This window comes from Haloferula luteola (assembly GCF_014201715.1).
GTDB lineage: Bacteria > Verrucomicrobiota > Verrucomicrobiia > Verrucomicrobiales > Akkermansiaceae > Haloferula > Haloferula luteola.
Map to the genome: position 1 here is coordinate 116,121 of NZ_JACHFD010000002.1, position 15,755 is coordinate 131,875.

Annotated in this window: 10 protein-coding genes; 1 reads left to right on the top strand and 9 read right to left on the bottom strand. The window is 58.4% G+C overall.

Annotation, left to right across the window (positions count from 1 at the left end):
* The first annotated feature begins 57 nt into the window (after positions 1–57).
* Positions 58–1,491, top strand: a complete 1,434-nt coding sequence (locus tag HNR46_RS02415) for an aminotransferase-like domain-containing protein (protein ID WP_184015460.1) — start codon at positions 58–60, stop codon at positions 1,489–1,491.
* A 4-nt stretch (positions 1,492–1,495) separates the two neighbouring features.
* Here the strand turns inward: HNR46_RS02415 and HNR46_RS02420 are convergent, their stop codons facing one another.
* The 9 genes from HNR46_RS02420 to HNR46_RS02460 form a co-directional block, all read right to left on the bottom strand.
* Positions 1,496–2,800: a porin gene (locus HNR46_RS02420; protein WP_184015461.1), complete on the bottom strand. Its 1,305-nt coding sequence runs from the start codon at positions 2,798–2,800 to the stop codon at positions 1,496–1,498.
* 20 nt (positions 2,801–2,820) lie between these two features.
* Positions 2,821–4,224, bottom strand: coding sequence for a tetratricopeptide repeat protein (locus tag HNR46_RS02425; protein ID WP_221284969.1), 1,404 nt, complete (start codon positions 4,222–4,224; stop codon positions 2,821–2,823).
* Between the two features lie 122 nt (positions 4,225–4,346).
* Positions 4,347–5,000 carry an energy transducer TonB gene (locus HNR46_RS02430; protein WP_184015465.1) on the bottom strand — a complete coding sequence of 218 codons (654 nt, stop codon included), beginning with the start codon at positions 4,998–5,000 and terminating at the stop codon, positions 4,347–4,349.
* Positions 5,001–5,411, bottom strand: a complete 411-nt coding sequence (locus HNR46_RS02435) for an ExbD/TolR family protein (protein ID WP_184015467.1) — start codon at positions 5,409–5,411, stop codon at positions 5,001–5,003. It abuts the gene before it with no gap.
* 6 nt (positions 5,412–5,417) lie between these two features.
* Positions 5,418–6,020: a MotA/TolQ/ExbB proton channel family protein gene (locus HNR46_RS02440; protein WP_184015469.1), complete on the bottom strand. Its 603-nt coding sequence runs from the start codon at positions 6,018–6,020 to the stop codon at positions 5,418–5,420.
* 5 nt (positions 6,021–6,025) lie between these two features.
* Positions 6,026–7,468 carry a MotA/TolQ/ExbB proton channel family protein gene (locus HNR46_RS02445; protein WP_184015470.1) on the bottom strand — a complete coding sequence of 481 codons (1,443 nt, stop codon included), beginning with the start codon at positions 7,466–7,468 and terminating at the stop codon, positions 6,026–6,028.
* Positions 7,465–8,250: a DUF3450 family protein gene (locus HNR46_RS02450; RefSeq protein ID WP_184015471.1), complete on the bottom strand. Its 786-nt coding sequence runs from the start codon at positions 8,248–8,250 to the stop codon at positions 7,465–7,467. Before HNR46_RS02450 ends, HNR46_RS02445 begins: the two co-directional genes overlap by 4 nt.
* A 170-nt stretch (positions 8,251–8,420) precedes the next feature.
* The gene (locus HNR46_RS02455) at positions 8,421–11,750 is read right to left on the bottom strand and encodes a hypothetical protein (protein ID WP_184015472.1); all 3,330 of its coding nucleotides are present in this window, start codon (positions 11,748–11,750) and stop codon (positions 8,421–8,423) included.
* 203 nt (positions 11,751–11,953) lie between these two features.
* Positions 11,954–15,610, bottom strand: a complete 3,657-nt coding sequence (locus HNR46_RS02460; RefSeq protein ID WP_184015473.1) for a TonB-dependent receptor — start codon at positions 15,608–15,610, stop codon at positions 11,954–11,956.
* Between the last annotated feature and the right edge of the window lie 145 nt (positions 15,611–15,755).

The window sequence follows — 15,755 nt, forward strand, 5'->3', positions numbered from 1 at the left end:
CGCATGGAGCCCGATCTGTCACCACGAACTCGCACTCACCCATCAGCGAGGCAAATCATGGCAGATGCCCTTTATCAGGAACTGGCCGATCGCATCGGCAACCTCATCCGTGGCGGCACCTTCGCATCCGGAAGCCGACTTCCGTCGGTAAGACGCCTTAGCCGTGAACAAAACGTCAGCGTCACCACCGTTCTCGAGGCCTATGGTCGCCTCGAGGGTTTGGGAATCATCGAATCGCGACCGCGCTCGGGCTACTTTGTGTGCCCACCGAAAGTCGTGAATGGCCAACTTCCCCGGCCCGCGGCCGCGCCCAAGCGACCCGTAGCCGTGCGGAGCCCTGAGATCTTTCAGGCCGTCATGGAAGCCGCAACCGATCCAGGCATCGTCCCATTCGGAGCAGCGGTCCCCGGCGACGAAACCATTCCCGCCAAGCGACTCACCTCGATCGCCAGTTCGTTGGCACGACGCCTTGGACCCGGAGTCTACCAGTATTCCATGGTCCCCGGTCGCCATGAACTTCGGGCCGCCGTATCCCGCCGTCTGCTTTCCGCCGGCGTCCAAGTCACCCCCGACGAGATCATCGCCACCCAAGGAGCCTCCGAAGCGCTGGCTCTAGCACTCCGCGCCACGACTCGCCGCGGCGACGTGATCGCCGTCGAAGCTCCCACCTACTTCGGCATCCTCCACCTTGCCCGTGACATGGGACTGGAAGTCCTCGAAGTTCCTATGGACGCCAGCGAGGGCATGGACCTTAATGCCCTCGAAGAACTCTCCGGTCGCCATCCGATCAAAGCCTGCGTCGTCCAGCCAGTCTTCCAGAATCCTGTGGGATCGCGCATGAGCGACACCGCCAAACAGCGTCTCGCTGAAATCGCGCGTCAACGTGACTTCGCCATCATCGAGGATGACCTCTACGGCGAATTGGGGCATTCCGGGACCCGGCCCATGGCTGTAGCCCACTATGATACCGATGGCCGCGTCCTGCTTTGTGGGTCCGTTTCCAAATGCATCGCGCCGGGCCTGCGCATCGGGTGGATCGTCCCGGGCCGCTATCTCGATCAGGTCAAACGTCTCAAAACCACCCATTCGCTCGCCAACCCGACTCTCTCTGAACTCGTCGTCGCCGAGTACTTCCGAAGCGGTGCTGCCGAGCGCCAACTGCGCCGCATCTCTTCCCTCTTTGCCGCTCAATGTGCCCGCATGCGGGAAGCCGTCCTGCGCGAATTCCCAGAGGGGACCCGAGTCAATCAACCCCGAGGCGGTTTCGTCATCTGGGTCGAAATGCCCGAAGGATACGATGCTGAAAAGCTGGCCGCCGAAGCCCTCCAACAAGGGATTGGACTGATTCCAGGAACCATCTTCTCAGCAAGCTGCCGTCTCCAAAATTGCCTGCGCCTGAGCTGCGGTTCCCGCTGGGATGAACGCTCCGAGCATGCCGTGCGCACACTCGGGCGACTCGCCTCCCATTGTCGGGTCGATGACCCGGCCTGAGGCCTTAAAAAGAAATCCTCGCACCCGAGTGCCAAATCCAACCTTCGGTATCGAAGCCAAGCCCGCTCTGGTCTTTCATGCTGGCATACTCAAGACCATTCATGATCACGACCTTGTCCTGATAGAGATACAGGTTCGTTCCCAGATAAAAGGAATGGAACTCGTCACCCACATACAACGGGGTGCTGTCGAAGAGCGGATCGTCATTCACGCCCAAACCACCAACTAAGCCTCCTGCCGTATCCGTGTCCGCATAATGATAGCGGCCGACCACTTGCAGCCGTTCAGGAAGAATCCAGTAACTCGGAGTCAGAGTCATGCCCCAAGCATTCAGATCACCATTGGCGAGCATGAAGTCCCCTTCCACGCCAAATCGTTCTCCCTCTGCAGAGAAGCCCGTCGAAACCAAATGCCGGAATGCCGGGTTGCTGATCGGCCCCTGGAATCCATTGCGAGCCGTCTGACCGGCCACCGAGTAACGAGGGACCGACTCACTCTTCCGGTGATCCATGTTATTGATGTAGTCGAGGTGCCAACGGACCCGCATGGCTTCTCCGTCTTCCATCCGTTCATCTCCCTGATAAGCGATGCTCGCTGCAATGAATCCATTGCCCTCAAATCCGGGAATCGCGCGGTCACGATCTCCAGAAAACCAACCCAAGCTCCAATCCCAATGTTCATTGTCCTGGGAAAACGACACCCCCAGCGTTTCCGCAGGCATCAGCATGGAAGTTAGCAAGGCGCGATTGGGAGTCAGCATCTGTTGAGGCTCCTTCGACCCCTCAATACCAAAGTGCGGACGGAACTTTCCGTACTCCACAGCCAAACCCTTGGGCAACTGGGTCTTTCCCTTCAGCCGTTCCAGCCGCTGATACTCATCGTCGCCGGCAAATTCTCCAACCGCCTCGATCTCCGTATGGCCGAAAATCTTCATTCGCGCACCCAGCCGTGCCCGACGAGTCCGAGTGGTGTCCACATCGACCACCTTCTTTCCCGCGACCTCGGCCTCACCCCAAGCACCGCGAAATTCGAAGAACCCCATCACCGCCAGTTGCTGGATCCACGGATCATCCGGGTTCTCATACAACACCGCACGCGACCAAATCGGGTCCAGCGGGCTCGGCGACCAAGTTTTTTCCTGAAAGACTACGGGCTTGTCCTCGGCTGCCGGGTCGTCCGCCCCTTCCGGCAATGGAGGCAAAGCGACCTCGTCGACCTTCTTGTTACCCTCGAGAATATCGAGAGCATCGTTGGCGGATGCGGTTGCGAGACTCGCCACCGCCCAGACGGAAATAATCGGAAGTTTCATGGGAATATCGGAACAGGGACTCATCGCTTGGTTTTCTCCTTCGCTTCGCGATCGGCAGCTTCCCGCTCCTCACGCTGGCGCTGGCGGTCGGCTGCTCGCCGCACCTTATTGACGTAAGACTTCAAATTCTCACTCGGTTTCATTTGCTCGGCACGCTCAAGGTAGGGCAGCGCCTCGACGTACTGGAGCTCCCGTGTCAGAAGCTGCCCCAGCGCGAGATTCCCCCCGTATCCCGTGTCTCCGTCACGACCCGACGCCACCTGCAAACGAGTCTTGGCCTCCATCAAATATTTGCGCTTCTCCTCTTCGCTGTCTGCTTCCTTGGCCAACTGATCGTAATGCTTGCCAAGCTCCAACAGAACTTCGCCATTCGCGGGATCACGCGCCAGCAAGTCCTCTAGCAAAGCTCCCACGCGCACCAGATTGCCGTCGGCCCGAGCAATCTGAACTTCGATCAAATCCACCTGCAGTCGATCCTCATCGGACAATCCATCGCCCGCCTTGCGCCGGACTTCCTCGACATAACTGGAGGCCTTCTCGGGAAAGCCGTAGTCGTTCAAGATTTTCGCCGATTTCAATGCCGTGTCGATATTGAGCGACGGTGCCTTCTCCAAGGCGGCCAAATACGCGAAAAGAGCCAGTTGAGGTTCGCTCTGATCCATGTAGAGATTACCCAAAAGGTTCAGCTCCGACTCTCCGGCCAGTCCCTTCATGCGCAGGACTTCAAGATTGGTCGCTGCCTCGATCTTCTTCTCCTGCGCGAGCAGCGCATTCGTCTGTTGCAGCCAAAGCTGAGGATCCTCAGGAAACTCCTCGATCAAATCCCCGAGCAAGGAACTCGCTTCGTCATACTTCTCCTGTTGGAGAAGTGCCTGGGCGAGGCCCAACTTCCAGTCCTTCGACTTTGGATCGAGCAGATACGCTTGCCGATACGCATTCTCTGCCGCCAGCGCCTGCTGCTGGAGGAGATACGTGTAGCCCAAGAGCCCAAACACTCGAGGATTTCCTTCCCCCAGCGAAATGGCCTCCTGGAAATGGCTCTGCGCCTTGTCGAACTCTTCTTTCGACACATACAAATAGCCCAGATTCACGTGGGCCCTGCGGAACTTAGGGAACCGCCGCAGCGCTTCGAGAAATGCGCGCCGCGCTTCATCGGTGCGATCCGCCGAGAAATACAAATTACCCAAAACAAAGACCATCGCGGCACTGATCTCCTTGGGCTGCTGTTCAGGATCGCTCGGTGCTTCCGTTTCCTTGATGAAACGGACCAACTCCGTCTCTGCTTCGGAGAACTTGGACTCCTCGAACCACTCTTGGATCTTCACCAGCACACGGCTTTCCTCCGGAGTGACTTTCGGCTCGACCTCCGAAATGAATCCGTAGCTGCCGACGAAATCCCGCACAAACTGCGGGTCGCGGAACATGTTGGAAGGTGGGATGATTTTTTCACCAAACGCAGGAGCCCAGCAAGCCGCCACGACTGCCCAAGCCCATAGATCATGGCTCCAATCGCGCCCACGCGCACTCCATCGCAGTTTCACACTCATCATCGCTTCACTTCGAAATTGAACGGCACGAGGGCCGTCGCCTGAATCTTCTTTCCGCCACTCACCGCCGGCCGGAACGTCCACTTCCGCACAGCCTTCAACGCGGCATCATCCAAATCGCGGTTGCCCGACGAATCGCGAATCGTCGCACTCGCCACCTTTCCCTCCGCATTCACCGTAACGGCGACCACGACTTTGCCACCGATCCCTTTCGAGAGCAGGCGGTTGGGATAGATCGGTTGCGACTTTGTGACGGGCTGAGGAGGGCTATCCAGATCCCCGCTACCAAACGGATCGTCTTCGCCAGCAAGGGCAAACTTAGGAATCTCCACAATGAACGATCCGCCTGTTCCCACCGATAGATCTCCCAGATCGAGCCCCAAATCGAGATTCGCGGGTTCTTCCATCGGTTCCTCCGGTGGGGTATCCTCCACCTCTTCCGGCGGCTCCTCCAGTTCCATCGAGAAGTCTTCCGGCGGCTCCAAAGCCACTTCGGGCATCGGAGCCACCGGAGGGTCCAGCGTTTCCGAAAGCTTTTGGGAAAGGGGAATCGCCACGAACACCGCAATCGTCGCCACCACGCCCCCGAGAATCGCAAAGATCCCGGTAAAGCGCCCGCGCGGCGGCCGATAAACGTGGAGTTTTCTCGCCATTTATTTGGTGGAAACCGAGATCTTGTCCTTCTGCGCACCGGCCAGCATCACCTGACCATGAACACGCTGCACCATTCCGTGGCTGGCCTCCTTATCCCCTTGGATGATCACCGGCATGTCGGGAGTCTCCGCCAACAGGGGCTTCACCTTACCGATGATCCCTTGAATGCCGATGCTCTCGCCCCCGTAGAAGACTTTGTCATCCTTGGTCACCGCCAACAGAATCGAATTGCTGTCCAGCGCACTCGCCGCAGCTCCCACATCCGGCTTGTTCACCTTCACCCCCGTTTCCTCGACGAAGACCGTCGAAACGATGAAGAAGATGAGCAGAATGAAAATACAGTCGATCATGGGTGAGAGGTCGATGTGAACCTCGTCATCCGAATCGTCTCCTAGAGATTTTCCGAACATGGCGTCTTAGTGTTCGCGGTGAAAGCGGGTGATGAGAATGAGAGATTCCAGCCGCGCCAGCGCAGCGGAAACGGCATCGCGCTTACTCTTGACGATCAGCGCAATGAACAGCCCAGGCAGGGCAATCGTGAGTCCAGTCTGGGTGGTGATGAGAGCTTCCTGCATTCCCTTCGCCACCGCTTGCATTCCGGCCTGCCCTTTGCCGTGGGCCAAACCTGAAAACATCGCCAGCATGCCCATGACAGTACCGAGCAATCCTGCCAGCGGCGCCGCCGCCGTTAGGGTTCCCACGACCAAAAGCCGACGATCAATGGCAGCCACGACGTTCATCCGAACTTCGCTCATCCGGCGCTGAACGGTCTTGATCGTCAGTCGCTCCCCGTGGACCACATAGCGCAGGGCTTCTCCCAGTCTCCCGGGAGCATTGGCCGGATCCTCCAGCCACTTCGGCCAGTCGGCAGCCTCTTTGTCATTGAGATTTCCCCGTGACACATAGGCCAGCGCCGCAAACGCCGTGGCATAGAGAATGAAGGCCACGCTCGCGAGCATGTACATGATGCCCCCACCGGTCAGGAAGGTTTGGAGGGCATCGCGAAAGATCGACCACATGAGCGTTAGATAGGATTGGGAACCAACTCAGAATCCTCGTCGTCGCCGCCATCCTCCTTGGCAGATCCACCCTTGGATTCCTGAACACGCTCCAGCTCGGTGGTGCCGTTCATCAAGGAGATCGCCACGCCCTCAACCTCTGAGAACTTGCCGCGCGCCAGACTCTTCATCAGCCCGTGAAGAACCAGCACCGGGATGGCCACGACCAGCCCTTCAGCCGTGGTGATGAGCGCCTCGGAAATCCCCTGAGTGAATGCCTTCTGATTACCCGAGCCATAAAGGGCCATCGCCTTGAAGGTCTTGATGATCCCGAGCACCGTTCCGAGCAATCCCATCAGCGGCGCGGCCGCTGCCGTCAGCCCCAAGAACGGAAGGAAGCGCTCGAGCTTTGGTTTGATGGCCACAAGCTTCTCAAACAACGCCTCTTCCAAAACCCGTCGTTTCTCGTAGAAGCGCTCGACTCCCGTTCGAACCAACTCCCCGGATAGACCTGAAATGGTGGCCGCCTTCTTCGCCGCAGCGCTCTGCCGATCGGCCAACAGGTCGTCGAGGACCTCGTTGACCAACCGTCGCGACGGCACGGGAAAGCGAGTGATCTCGATCACCTTGAAGACCGTCAATCCCAGAGCAATCGCACCAAGGAGAAGAATGGCATGGCCGACATAACCCCCTGCCTCAATCGTATCGCCCAGCGATTCCTCGGCGGCCTGAACTTCGATGGCCTTGCCCATCGTGGGATCAAAGGGCAGCGAGCCCGTTCCTGAATCGACCACTGTGGTGATGCCGCCTTGTTCCACGCCCTGCAAAGCAACCACTGTCGGCAACGCGGTGCCTCCTGCGGTGAACGTTGCGACGCCTTCGAAATCGCCGCCCTTTTCCCTCATGTAGACCGACGGCCCAAGAATGAGAAACTTCCCCTGGATCGCCTCACTCCCGTTGCGCAGGCCCTCTCCATCAAACCGATGCCCACCCAGGACCGCGCCCAGTCGCTCGATTCCTACCCGAGCCGCAACCAGCCGCTCATCCAACTCGGTGAGCAGGTCGTCGCCTGCTGCAGTCGCCTTCGCTGCAGCATCGTCGATACGCTCTTTGTAGAGTTGGTTTTCGGCGGGATGGAGCCGCGTCAAAAAGGCGTCGCCATATTGATTGAGAATTCCTGTCGTGTAATTGAATCCAGCTTCACGACCTTCGATCTCACGCTTGAGGGACTCCCGTTGGTTGTTCCTCAACTCGGCTTCGCGTTCGAGCCCTCGCAGCTCCGTGCCAAGCGCGAGGGCCTCATCGTCCAGCTTATTGATCTGTCGAAACAGATCCGTGCGCATCGCGGTGTACTCCGAACGCGTCGTCTTCAGCTCTTCTCGAGCATCATTGAGCTGTTTTTCGGATGCCGTTTGGGCGAACGCAGCGCCCGCCAGAAGAAGAAAGGCGAGGGAAATTCGGCGTTTCATTTGAGGGAAATCGGAAGGGTGATGAATTGGGCATCGGCATCGCCATTGAGCACGGCCACCATCTTCAAAATGTCCGGAGCGAGATCATTCTGCGGAACAAAGTCCCACCCGGAGGGGCTCGGAGTTCCGACCAGCGCGTAGTCTCCGGCCTCATTCACAGCGTAGGCACAGCCAAGACCGAAGTAGACCACCTGCATGTTGAACTTGTGACCATCCGGCGTGGTCCGTAGCTCCTCGCGGAGGTGGACGGTCTGCTGCCACTTCTCGGCTTCGGTCAGCAGATTCAGGATGTTATTGAGGCGCTTTGTCTGGCCTTTGGACGCCTCTTCACCGGTGGCCATGGAGTCCTTCTGCACCTGCTCCATGAGTTCCTTCACTCGGGGATCCTCTTTCAGGGGCGGCGGAAACAATGGCAATTGGGCGAGGAGAGACGACTCCAGTTCTCGGACCTTCCCTGCCAGAGTTTCATCCGCTTTCAGCAAGGCGTCGCGACGGGCAACTTGATCCACCGACTCCTTGTCAGCTCCCGCCTTCTCCGCCCGCGCGTCATCGAGACGCTTCTTCAGATCGACAATCTCACTATCCAAGGAATCCCGCTGACCCTCCAGAAGTTCCTTATCCCGTTCCCAGGACGTCTCTTCCGTTTGAATTTCACGCATGGTCTCGATCCACTCGCGAACCGATTCCTTGAGCTTAGCCGTCTCGGAAACCTGGGCTTCCTGGGAGTGAACCTGAACCGCCAAAAGCGGAACGAGGGCGGTGATGAGGATGGGGACACGCATGGGGTCGTGGGAAAGCGGGCGCATCAAATCAAACCGCGAGAGTTTGCCCACGGGTTCGATGTGACGCTTTTGTCAGATGGCGATCCGCTCTAGCAGGCAGGTCCGTCACACGAAAAAGCCGCCCGGCTCGATCGAACCGGGCGGCCTGAAGCGTTGAGATGTGGCGGGGATTATTGCGCCCCGTTCACATCGATGCGGTAGAACTGCTTGTTGCCTTCCATCGGAAGGGTCAACTGCAGATCACCCGCAGGCGTCCACTCATTGAGGTCACCCGACTTGTAAACAGGCAGAGCCAACTCCACGTTCGATCCTTCCGCTTGCAGGATCACTTGGCTGTCGGTGACAAGGTCAAGGATCGAGGATTCGGTGTAGATCGAGTCGAACAGCGCGCTATCGTTGACACCCACTGAGAAGCCGAGGGCTTGCAGTTCGGCGGTCGCTTCGAGCGTGTCGGAGATGCCATCATTGTCGACGTCGGCGAAAGGAGCTTCACCACCACCCGTAGTGGGCGCTTCACCCAGCAGGATGCCGGAAGCACTGAATGACGTCCAGCCAGCGGCCCAGTTGTCGGCACCGAAGGCACCACGATAGGTCGTGGCAACCGGAGCACCGGACTGAAGCTTGTTCGTCCAGAGCGGGGAACCCGAAGCTGGACGAGGGTCAAGGGCGAGGAGCTCATTGAACCCATCACGGGAGTAACTGCGATACATCGGATTGGTACCTCCATTGGAGTTGCCATTGATCGGCGAACCCGACGCATTGAAGAACGTGTTGGCGGCCCCTGCTCCATTGAGGAAGGTCAGGTTGCTGGCGTTGCTGCCAGTGTAGCTTCCGCCACCGAAACGTCCGATCGTGTTGTAGGCAAAGGTCAAGCCGGTGCCCGGACCATCCGAAGAAGACTCGATAAGGTGCTCACGATAGTCGTCGAAGACCGAGTTGTAGACCTTTCCGGCGAAACGGTCATCGATGTAGATGGCATTGTTCCCCTTGTCGTTGCCGACAGGAGCGGTCGTTCCCGCACCGATGAAGGTAGCATTGTAGATCGTCGGGCTCGAGTTGGCCGTGCTATCCACGATGGTGCCGGTCGTGCCGTCCCATTCGCCACCGTTGTCGTGGCCCGATGAGGCTCCATCTTCCGCGAACGGGGTTTGGACCGCGAACCAGAACTGGTGAGTGCCCTTGTGCCCTTCATCGATATCGAAGGAATCGTCCTGGTTGAAGGCCATCACGAAGTGATCGGTGTTGACCGTGCCACCGAAGAACTCGACGCCGTCATCCGCATTCGCAAAGACTTCAATGTGACTCAGGGTGGTTCCGTTTCCGACGCCGCCCAAGGTGAGACCGTTGATCTCGTGACCGGCCGAAGCATTGTAGACGTAACCGCCATGGCGGATGCTGCAGTAGGTCATGATCCCGCTGCTGTCGGCCGCATTGCTGCCACCGTATTCGATCACATCGGCGCGACCGTCATCATCAACGTCGGCAGAGGCACCTGGTTGGAAGCCCTCGATGCTGTTCTCAGCCGAACCGTCACCCACACCACCAATGGTGATCGGAGCGGAGCCAAGAAGCACCACGCCACCCCAACGGGCATAAGTGGTGTAAGTCGGAGCGGTGGCGACGAATCCATCGCCATCGATGTCCAATGCACTGGCAGCTTCCAGTTCGTCGGTCGTGGTGAAGATGATTGGCTCTTCAGCCGTTCCTTGGGCATCGATCTGCGAGCCGCGAGTCACCACAATGGCGCCGAAAGCATCGTCGTCCTTATTGCTGGTACCCTGGTCATTGAGGGTCGAATAAACCTTGGTTCCCGGCTCGATGGTCAACGTCGCACCGTTGGTCACGAAAACCTTGTCGGTGAGGATGTAGACCTTGTCGCTCGTCCAGGTGGTGTTGGTGTTGATGGCGTGTACCAAGGAACCGAAGGACGTGTTCGTCACAGTTTGCTCGGCGATGACATCCACCTTCACGCTGGTGTAGGTGCGGGCGTCAAAGGTCGTCCAGCCAGCCAACCAGTTGTCCGAACCGAAAGCACCGCGGTAATCCGTGGTCACCGGAGCACCGCTTTGCAAGGTGGCACCATTCGAAACCAGAAGCGGAGAGGTCGATGAAGGACGTGGATCGAGATAGCTCAGCTCGTTCGTCGAGGCATCGCGCGAGTAGGCAAGGTAAGCCGGATCGGTGTTGGCGTTGGAATTGCCGTTGATCGGATTGCCCGATGCGTCGAAGAAGGTGGTCGCTGCGCCTGCTCCATTGAGATAGGTGAGGTTGGAGCCAGGGGTTCCACCACCGAACCGGCCCACGGTGTTGTTGGCGAAAGTGAGACCCGTCCCTGGACCATCCGACGAAGATTCAATGAGATCCTCGCTGTAGTCGTCAAAGACCGAGTTGTAGACCTTTCCGGCGAAACGGTCGTCGATGTAGATGGCATTGTTGCCCTTGTCGTTGCCGACAGGAGCAGTGGTGCCGGCACCGATGAAAGTGGCGTTGTAGATCGTCGGGCTCGAGTTGGCCGTGCTGTCCACGATGGTCCCGGTCGTGCCGTCCCATTCGCCACCATTATCGTGACCCGATGAAGCTCCGTCTTCAGCATAAGGAGCCTGAACCGCGAACCAGAATTGGTGAGTGCCCTTGTGGCCCTCGTCGATATCGAAGGAATCGTCTTGGTTGAAGACCATCGCGAAGTGATCGGTGTTGACCGTGCCACCGAAGAACTCGACGCCATCATCCGCGTTCGCGAAAACTTCGATGTGGCTCAGCGTCGTGCCACTGCCAACACCACCCAAGGTAAGGCCATTGATCTCGTGACCCGCCGAAGCATTGTAGACGTAACCGCCGTGACGAATGATGCAGTAGGTCATCACCCCGCTGTTGTCGGCGGCATTGTTGCCACCGTATTCGATCACATCAGCGCGACCATCATCGTCGACGTCCGCAGACGCACCTGGCTGGAAGCCCTCGATGCTGTTCTCAGCCGAACCGTCGCCCACACCACCGATGGTGATTGGAGCGGAACCGAGAAGCACCACACCACCCCATCGGGAGTAGGTCGTGTAGGAAGGAAACTCAGCAATGAATCCGTCGCCATCGACATCATCCTGGAGTTCGAACTCCAACTCGTCAGTCGTGGTGAAGAGAATGGGCTCATCGGCCGTGCCCGCCGCGTTGATCTTCGAACCGCGGGTCACCACGATGGCACCGAAAGCATCGTCGTCCTTGTTACTGGTTCCTTTGTCATCAAGAGTCGAGTAGACCTTCGTGCCCGGCTCAATGGTGAGCGTAGCACCACCGGTCACGAACACTTTATCCGTGAGCACGTAGACGTTGTCTTTCGTCCAGGTGGTGTTGGTATTGATCGCGTGCACCAAAGAACCGTAGGTGGTGTTGGTGACGGTTTGCGTCGAGATCACATCGATCTGCGCGGCCTGCATCACGCACGGCATGGCCGCCGCTGCGAGAAGAAGTGAATGACGCGTTTTAGAGTGGGATGCGTGTTTCATTGGTTTGCTGACTGATTCGGAACCAAAGAGGCGCCTTGAGGGGGTGCCTTGGTTCTGTGGCGGGCCGAAACTGCAACTCCACCCTCACTGTCACGACCGATTTACTGTGTCGATCTCGACACCTGCTTCGTTTGACTTTCGTGTCACAAACGACTCCTTCCGACACGGAAACGCCGGGAGGAAAGATCCCCCCGGCGCTCGCCTTAAAACTTCCCCTTGAACTCGAGGTAAGCCTCTCGTCCTGGGGTCTCAGTCGTGTAGGTAAGCCCCGCATAAGGCGCAGACCCAGTCTCCGGGCCACCCCGGTATTCGTAGTGGCGGTCTTCCTCGGTTAGATTGCGGATCCCTAACGTGATGGTTCCCGTGAACCAATCGAATTCAAACTTCCGTGCAACCGTCAGATCGAGCGTGAGATTGGGCAAAGTCCACACATCGTACCCGTCCGGCTCACTCCGCAAGATTGTTGGATACTCGTCGGTAAAGTTCGCCGTTAGGTAGACCGCCCACGGAGAATCTTCAGGCGCCCACCCAAGCGTAAGATTGAGGATTTGGCTCGGCTGGAACGGGAATCGGGTTTCCAGGGGGGTGATCACCAAGCCCTGATTGACCTCATAGTTGAGGATCGAATTGATGTAGGCGTAGTTGCCCGTTACCGAAAATGGACCGTAGTTCCAGCTACCCTCCAACTCGAATCCACTGATCGAGCCAGTGTCCCCATTGACGTAGGTGTTGCTGTTGATGCCGAGGTCGACGCGCTGAACGACGACAATCGGATCCGTCAGATCCTTGTGGAAGGCCGAGACCCGCCCCGACCAATGGTCACCGAAGCGGAGGTCTGCCGAGATATCGAAGTTTGAGATACTCGTCTCGGTCAGGTCCGCATTTCCGCGACGGACGATGCCGGTATCCTGAGCCACCGATTCGATTGGCAAGAACTCATGGAAGGTCGGACGCGCAACGGTCCGCGACCAAGCCATGTTGACGATCGCCTTGTCAGGCACGACATCGATCCCCGCCATGACTGCCGGCATGAACGCATCGGTCGTCATCGAACCAAACCGGGAGGGATTATCTTCGGGCAGACGAGTCAACGGGTCAGCGGCCACCGCATAAGCTTTCTTCTCCTGCTCCCATCGCCCACCCAGCCCAGCGCGCCACCAATCATCGTAGTAAGTTGCTGAAGCGTGGAAGGCGAGCAAGGTGAGGTCCGAGTCGACATTGCGCACTTCGAGGCCGGAACCGTTCAAATAGTAAGGAGCATCCGGCAGAACATAAAACGCCCTCGACGAACCTGATCCAGTCCCCGGCACGGCGCCCGTGTTTTCGCTGGCGTAGCCGTTGTAGTAATCGATCAAGGCATCGGGATGGTCCGCAAGATACTGGCCGAGGTTCACATACCCTGCCGGGAGGGGACTTCCGTCCAACAAGGTCGTCGCATCCAAGGGAGAACCACTGGACAAGGGCGCAATCTCCGGATGATCCGTCCACCAGGAACGCAGACTCCGCTCCACCCACTTTTCCCAGCTCGCGGTCCGCAACAGATAGACGCGTCCAGACTGCTCTCGATCTTTGTCCAGGTGGCTACCGCCAATCGTGATGTCGAGCCGCCGACCGTCCTCTTCGTCGTCGGTAAAATAGATGCTCTGCGTCAGGCTCAACGAAGATTCCAAACCGGTTTCTTCCGTCGTCTGGGTCTCACGGGAAGAATCCAGACTGCCAATCCCGTCGTTCACGAAAGTCGAGTACTGCAACGTCGAGATCTTCCCGAGTGCGGGATTGTAGATGATCGTTGGGTCAATGGCGGCGGCAGCGGCAATCGATGGATCCGTGAAGTCGAGCATCCCGTTTTGGAATGTGCTCGTGTGAGGTCGGGATTCTCGTGCAAGCGACTGAGTGATCGACCATTCCAGCTTCGTTCCGGCGTCGTTTTTGTGAGTGCCTTGGAGTTGCTTGAGTTCCGTATCCCGGATGACCGGATCGATGGTCCAAAACTCTTTCGTGTAAATCGCAGAAGCGCCGTAGCGGCTGATCACCGCATCGTTCTTCGCCAACGCACCAAACACCCCGTCACCCTCCACCCGATAGTCGGTGCCGTGGGTGATGTTATCGGAGACGATGTGCTTTTTGAAGTAGGTCGCATTGATCTGGTGGTTCTCGCCGAGCTTCACCCCTGCACCGAGGTAGGCCGACCAATCGAGCTCGCGAGTGTAGCTTTCCTCATTCCAGCTTCGGGCGGGTTCGGTCACTCGGTTCTCCTCACCCGTCGCATTCACCTCGTCATGAGTGCTGTGCTGAAAGGCGCCGATCAGGCCAAGCTCGATGCCATTCTCGAATTTCTTACGGTCGCCGTAGACCAATGAAAATGACTCCGAGGGCTCAGGCTCGTCCACTTTCGGCATAAACGACTGGCTCTGATCGAGCATTCGCATCTGCTGAACATGCTTGTCGGCGAGCGCCTGCTGGGCGAGCGCCTCCGCGATCTGGCGAGCTTGCAGGGTGGCATTGGTCGTATTGCCAGGCACCACTCGATTTCCTCCCGCCTCGAAGGACTCTGGATCACCATTTGAGTCGAGACTCCACAACAAGGAATCGGGGATGGGATTGTCCACATCTCCCCAAAAGCCCAGCTCCCGATTCGGATGAACCAGCATCCGATCCTCGTGGTTGGAATTCGTGCCAATCTTGTATTTGAACTCGGCAACCCGCTCTTCTGGGATGTTGAGGGAGTGAATCTGGATGGTGCCCCCGCCAAAGTCTCCTGGCAGCCCGGGCCAGTAGGTCTTGTTCACGTCGATTCCCTGAATCGCCGTCGTCGGGAAGATATCCAACTGCACCGCCTTGCGCGAAGGGTCGGCGGAGGAGATCGCCGCGCCGTTGAACAGCGTGGTGACGTAACGGTCCGCCAACCCCCGCACCACAGCAAACTTGCCCCCGACAATGTTGGCACCCGCAACCTTGCCCACAGCTCCCGCCGCATCACTCACCCCGGTCTTGGTAAAGTCCTCCTTGGACAGCCCCGAGCTCAGCGTGTTGGTCAGATTGAGATCGAGATTGAAGTCCCCCTGATTGGCTTCGGTGTATTCGCCAACAATGGACTCTTCGGCGAGCATGTACTCCCCCTCTTGAGTATCCTGAGGTTTCACACGGAGTGCTACCCGAACTTCAGAGGTGTTGCCGTTGCGAAGGGTCGTCGGAGCCGTGCCCGTGCTGTAACCCAGTTTGAGCACTTCCACATTGGCATTCCCTTCGGGAAGTCCCTCGATGCGAAAGCGCCCTTGCGCATCTGTCTCATCTTCGCGGCCCGTTCCGGGCACCGAAACGATCGCTCCTGCAATCGGCTCCAGAGTGGTCACATCGGAGACTTCACCCACTAGGATCGCCGTCCCAATGCGTTGCTCAATCGGCAATGGCGTGCCCTCCAGTACTTCGGCCACCTCCTGGACTTCACCCTCCGGCACCCGCCCGGGCACCCAGGGACCCATGCCCTCAACATCGGGTAGCGATGGCACATCCACTTCCAGGACGGAGACCTCTGCGAGCACCTCGGGACTCCATGGCCCCACAGGCTGAGTCCACTGCAAATACGTCCACCCTAGTGGATCCATCCCGCTCATCGGCCCGGCAACTGCCAGAAGCTCGAACATCGAACCACTCGCCACCCAGAGTTTTTGCCGCGCTGCGCCATCCTTCTCAGGAAGAAGCAAGCTCCCTCCACCCGGCACCTCCGAGCCCTCCGCCTGAGGCAAAGCCAGCTCACCCGCCTGCACAGGCAGGAGGGTCGAGAACATCATTCCGGCGGCCACCACTCCTTGGAGCATGGCATCTTTCGGAAAACAGCTTGCGGTAGGGGACGCTTGCATCAGGCGGATCGCGGCAAGCCCCTATCCCCCCTCCTCATCGGGATGAAGTCGCCCCATGTGACGCTTCCGTCACGACGACTCTAGCAGCGTGTGACAAGTTCATGGCGTGACCCCTTTCGAGGTCCGAAAACCGCCCCGTTCGGAG

Coding starts and splice junctions, on each gene's coding strand:
- HNR46_RS02415 (WP_184015460.1), top strand. CDS start 58: ATGGCAGATGCCCTTTATCAGGAACTGGCCGATCGCATCGGCAACCTC.
- HNR46_RS02420 (WP_184015461.1), bottom strand. CDS start 2,800: ATGAAACTTCCGATTATTTCCGTCTGGGCGGTGGCGAGTCTCGCAACC.
- HNR46_RS02425 (WP_221284969.1), bottom strand. CDS start 4,224: ATGTTCCGCGACCCGCAGTTTGTGCGGGATTTCGTCGGCAGCTACGGA.
- HNR46_RS02430 (WP_184015465.1), bottom strand. CDS start 5,000: ATGGCGAGAAAACTCCACGTTTATCGGCCGCCGCGCGGGCGCTTTACC.
- HNR46_RS02435 (WP_184015467.1), bottom strand. CDS start 5,411: ATGTTCGGAAAATCTCTAGGAGACGATTCGGATGACGAGGTTCACATC.
- HNR46_RS02440 (WP_184015469.1), bottom strand. CDS start 6,020: ATGTGGTCGATCTTTCGCGATGCCCTCCAAACCTTCCTGACCGGTGGG.
- HNR46_RS02445 (WP_184015470.1), bottom strand. CDS start 7,468: ATGAAACGCCGAATTTCCCTCGCCTTTCTTCTTCTGGCGGGCGCTGCG.
- HNR46_RS02450 (WP_184015471.1), bottom strand. CDS start 8,250: ATGCGTGTCCCCATCCTCATCACCGCCCTCGTTCCGCTTTTGGCGGTT.
- HNR46_RS02455 (WP_184015472.1), bottom strand. CDS start 11,750: ATGAAACACGCATCCCACTCTAAAACGCGTCATTCACTTCTTCTCGCA.
- HNR46_RS02460 (WP_184015473.1), bottom strand. CDS start 15,610: ATGCAAGCGTCCCCTACCGCAAGCTGTTTTCCGAAAGATGCCATGCTC.